Source organism: Bradyrhizobium sp., assembly GCF_049691595.1.
Classification (GTDB): Bacteria; Pseudomonadota; Alphaproteobacteria; order Rhizobiales; family Xanthobacteraceae; genus Bradyrhizobium.
The window spans coordinates 1-3,177 of the sequence record NZ_JBAVNZ010000012.1 but is presented as its reverse complement, the minus strand read 5'-3'; the positions used below and the strand labels follow the sequence as shown (position 1 = coordinate 3,177).

Annotated in this window: 4 protein-coding genes and 1 other annotated feature; of the genes, 2 read left to right on the top strand and 2 right to left on the bottom strand. The window is 59.0% G+C overall.

Features of this window, described 5'->3' with window-relative positions; all coding sequences use genetic code 11:
• Window positions 1–381 precede the first annotated feature (381 nt).
• Window positions 382–504, bottom strand: coding sequence for an IS66 family insertion sequence element accessory protein TnpB (gene tnpB / locus WCE35_RS00480; RefSeq protein ID WP_424591390.1), 123 nt, complete (start codon window positions 502–504; stop codon window positions 382–384).
• Here tnpB and WCE35_RS00475 point away from each other — a divergent pair.
• Window positions 503–1,734, top strand: a protein-coding gene (locus tag WCE35_RS00475; protein ID WP_424591389.1) for an IS3 family transposase whose coding sequence is annotated in 2 segments (ribosomal slippage) — window positions 503–794 and window positions 794–1,734 — 1,233 coding nt in all. Because the reading frame shifts where the segments join, the coding sequence is not laid out codon by codon here. The two genes, tnpB and WCE35_RS00475, sit on opposite strands and share 2 nt — an antisense overlap.
• Window positions 787–903, top strand: a sequence feature (AL1L pseudoknot). (Overlaps the previous gene by 117 nt.)
• A 207-nt stretch (window positions 1,735–1,941) precedes the next feature.
• Here the strand turns inward: WCE35_RS00475 and WCE35_RS00470 are convergent.
• Window positions 1,942–2,313: a hypothetical protein gene (locus WCE35_RS00470; RefSeq protein WP_424591388.1), complete on the bottom strand. Its 372-nt coding sequence runs from the start codon at window positions 2,311–2,313 to the stop codon at window positions 1,942–1,944.
• Window positions 2,314–2,468: 155 nt separating this feature from the next.
• Here WCE35_RS00470 and WCE35_RS00465 point away from each other — a divergent pair, with 155 nt between their 5' ends.
• Entirely contained in the window at window positions 2,469–3,101 is a 633-nt protein-coding gene (locus WCE35_RS00465; RefSeq protein WP_424591387.1) for a hypothetical protein, read from the top strand.
• The last annotated feature ends 76 nt before the right edge of the window (window positions 3,102–3,177 follow it).

The window sequence follows — 3,177 nt, the reverse complement described above, 5'->3', positions numbered from 1 at the left end:
GATCAGTAGCGCTGGATAGAGCTCTCGATCGGCCACAGCCACCGCAAAAGTTCGCAGTTAGCCGGATTGCGAAACCGCAATGGTTACACCGACGTTCAAATTCACCGGGCAAATTGCGCCGCTTTGTGATCACGGCTGCCACCTTTCGGAGCTACCCAAAAGTTAGCGGATTCCGTACCAATAGCAAGGTGGAAACGGGGTCGCGTAGCCGCATCAGTGCTTGCGACCGACTGTTTTCGAGGTGAGCTAGCTAGCATCGAACTGCGCTGCTGACTCCTCACAGTGAGCCGTCCCGCATTTTCGGCGAATTCTGCACATATGGCGGTCGCCCTTTGAATGTTGCCCGTGAGCAAAGAAACGCTGCGGACCGCGCGGTCGATGTCATCCTGGGAGTAAGCCACGCTCCAATCGTTTGGCGTAGAGCGACATGCCAAGGCCGTCGTGCCAGAGACTCTTGATCAGCTTGCCGTTCCTGCCGCGGAACTCTTGAGAAGGTGGAGCCATGACAAGCAAGACGACGAACAAATTCTCTCCTGAAGTCCGGACCCGTGCGGTGCGGATGGTTCTGGACCACGAGGGCGAGCATGCCTCGCGCTGGGCGGCGGTTGTTTCGATCGCATCGAAGATCGGCTGTACGCCGCAGACATTGCATGAGTGGGTGAAGAAGGCCGAGATCGACAGCGGCAAACGATCCGGCGTGCCGTCCGACGTCTCAGATCGGCTCAAGGCGCTGGAACGCGAGAACCGCGAGCTTCGCCAGGCCAATGAGATCCTGCGCAAGGCGTCGGCCTATTTTGCCCAGGCGGAGCTCGACCGCCGGTACAAACCATGATCGCGTTCATCGACGATCACCGAGAGGTCCATGGGGTCGAGCCGATCTGCAAGGTCTTGCCGATCGCCCCCTCGACCTACCATGCCGATGTCGCCAAGCGCGCCAATCCGGAGAAGCTCTCCACGCGAGCGAAGCGGGATATGGCGCTGAAGCCGGAGATCGCCCGCGTCTTCGCAGAGAACTTCGAGGTCTATGGCGTGCGCAAGGTCTGGCGGCAATTGCAGCGCGAGAGCTTTGACGTTGCCCGCTGCACCGTGGAGCGGCTGATGCGCGGCATGGGTTTGCAGGGGGTAATCCGCGGCAAGCCGGTCCGGACCACGATCAGCGACAAGGCGGCGCCGTGCCCGCTGGACCACGTCAATCGCCAGTTCCACGCGCCGCGCCCGAATGCGCTGTGGGTCTCGGATTTTACCTATGTCTCGACCTGGACCGGTTTTGTCTATGTCGCCTTCGTCATCGACGTCTATGCGCGACGCATCGTCGGCTGGCGGACCTCACGGACCGCGCATGCAAGCTTTGTTCTCGATGCGCTCGATCAGGCCCTTCATGACCGGCGGCCGGCGCATCGCGGCGGGCTCGTGCATCACAGCGACAGAGGGAGCCAATACGTCTCGATCAAGTATACCGAGCGCCTGGCGGAAGCGGGCATTGAGCCGTCGGTCGGCAGTGTTGGCGATAGTTACGACAATGCCTTCGCGGAAACCATCAATGGCCTCTACAAGGCCGAACTTATCCATCGGCGGGGACCGTGGCGGACCATGGAAGCCGTCGAGTTCGCAACGCTCGGATGGGTCGACTGGTTCAACAATCGCCGGCTGCTGGAGCCTATCGGCAACATCCCGCCGGCTGAAGCCGAGGAGCGCTACTACGCCATGATGGCTGAAACCGCCGTGGCGGCGTGACTCAAACAAAATAGCCTCCGGCAATCCCGGGGCGGTTCACTCTCCGCATTGGAGCTCTACTCCCCAAAGGCGGGCGTGCTGGCGGCGATGTACGGGTTGCGGGAAGGCGAGCAGCCCGACGAAAGCGAGAGCTTACATCAAGTTCTTTGCCGGTGAGGTCGTCGACTTCCTCGCCGTGGGCGAATGAGCCGCCGGCGCCGATCGATCCTACCGGACGGCGGCGCCTGATTCCGAGTGGCTGACAGCTGCGCCCTCAGGATGCGCGTTTGTTCGCACTTTCAAGTACCAGCGCCGATCGCGGCGCGCATACAGCGAACGCGGGTCCCATTCCCTGGCCAGGCGCGCGCCATCGGGCATCAGGGATGACAAGCCGGCTTCGTGGAATGCGAGGCCGGCGCTTACCAGCTCGCAACGGCCAGCCTTGTTCGTGATGTTGTCGTCCGACGTTGGGCCCTCGACGAACAACTGACCGAGGACGCTGACGGCGCAGGGCGACAGCTCAAGCTTGCTCGCGATCATTGGTTGGCTGTCGCGCATTGTTGCCGCGCCTTTCGGGACGAGGTGATCAGTCGGCATCATGGCTGATTCGTCGACACCAAGAAAACCGGAGAAGTACGGTGTCAGTGCTTGAGGTCACTCCGGTAGACCGCACCAGCATTTCAATCTAAGATCGTGGTGTTCTCTCAAGTAGGGTCTTGGATTGGGGCCCCCGTTGGCTAAGAGGAATATCTTGCATGGGTTTCCCCAAATTCCTTTCGACCTTTCGCGGAAAAACCGTCTCGATCGCCAATAGATTGTGGCGGTTTGTGATGTCCATTGCTTCAATCTTGCGAGCTCGTCTTTCTCGGCTTTTCCTCTTTTTGCGATGCAACCTTGGTCCTGTGCTCGTTTTCGCACTTCCGCTGTTGGTTCTGGTGTCGTGGCGAGTTCGGCCAACTCTCTTTAGGACAACCTTTGAAGCTATCATGAGATGGGTTCCCGATTGGGTCGTTGTCATTGAGAATGCCGTCGTCGACATAGCGGAAAAATACCCTGGCCCGACCATCACGTCGGTTGGACTGCTTGTTCCATTCCTAATTTTTATTCTTGCGCGCCCGGACCGAAGACTTCAGCGTCGTCGGATTTATATGGACCTTGAGTTCGAATCGGCGCGAATATTTAGAACATCTGTCGACCACCCGGAAATCGTCCGGTATCTCGAAGATACGCTCACTCATGCGGAAATCGATCAGGATGTTTCGGAAAGGGCTTATTGGTATGTTTGTCAGATCCTAAACACGTTTGAACTCATGATCGCCTTGCATAAGGAAGGCATGGTTCAGGTTGACATCTTTTCAACCTGGGTTTCTTGCCATCGTGGTGAGTAGGACGCTGGCGTGGTGCGCCGCACAAGAAGCGGGCAGTGTTCAAAAGCGCACCGGGAGTCCGGGTCCGAGATGGGCC

What these genes read in the sequence shown, in the direction of transcription:
- tnpB (WP_424591390.1), bottom strand. Translation starts at nt 504, where the DNA reads ATGGCTCCACCTTCTCAAGAGTTCCGCGGCAGGAACGGCAAGCTGATC.
- WCE35_RS00470 (WP_424591388.1), bottom strand. Translation starts at nt 2,313, where the DNA reads ATGATGCCGACTGATCACCTCGTCCCGAAAGGCGCGGCAACAATGCGC.
- WCE35_RS00465 (WP_424591387.1), top strand. Translation starts at nt 2,469, where the DNA reads ATGGGTTTCCCCAAATTCCTTTCGACCTTTCGCGGAAAAACCGTCTCG.